This window comes from Geobacillus sp. B4113_201601 (assembly GCF_001587475.1).
GTDB lineage: Bacteria > Bacillota > Bacilli > Bacillales > Anoxybacillaceae > Geobacillus > Geobacillus icigianus.
Window position 1 is genome coordinate 1 of record NZ_LQYX01000108.1, and the last position, 532, is coordinate 532.

A 532-nucleotide genomic window follows, 5' to 3' on the forward strand; every position below is an offset into this window, starting at 1 on the left:
GGGGGACAGGGTGACAGGTGGTGCATGGTTGTCGTCAGCTCGTGTCGTGAGATGTTGGGTTAAGTCCCGCAACGAGCGCAACCCTCGCCTCTCGTTGCCAGCATTCGGTTGGGCACTCTAGAGGGACTGCCGGCGACAAGTCGGAGGAAGGTGGGGATGACGTCAAATCATCATGCCCCTTATGACCTGGGCTACACACGTGCTACAATGGGCGGTACAAAGGGCAGCGAACCCGCGAGGGGGAGCGAATCCCAAAAAGCCGCTCTCAGTTCGGATTGCAGGCTGCAACTCGCCTGCATGAAGCCGGAATCGCTAGTAATCGCGGATCAGCATGCCGCGGTGAATACGTTCCCGGGCCTTGTACACACCGCCCGTCACACCACGAGAGCTTGCAACACCCGAAGTCGGTGCGGTAACCCTGACGGGAGCCAGCCGCCGAAGGTGGGGCAAGTGATTGGGGTGAAGTCGTAACAAGGTAGCCGTACCGGAAGGTGCGGCTGGATCACCTCCTTTCTAAGGGGAAAAGCGAAGG

1 rRNA gene is annotated in these 532 nt (G+C 59.8%); it reads left to right on the top strand.

What is annotated here, in order from left to right:
- Nucleotides 1-513 (top strand): 16S ribosomal RNA (locus B4113_RS15045); the annotation flags it as partial.
- Between the last annotated feature and the right edge of the window lie 19 nt (nt 514-532).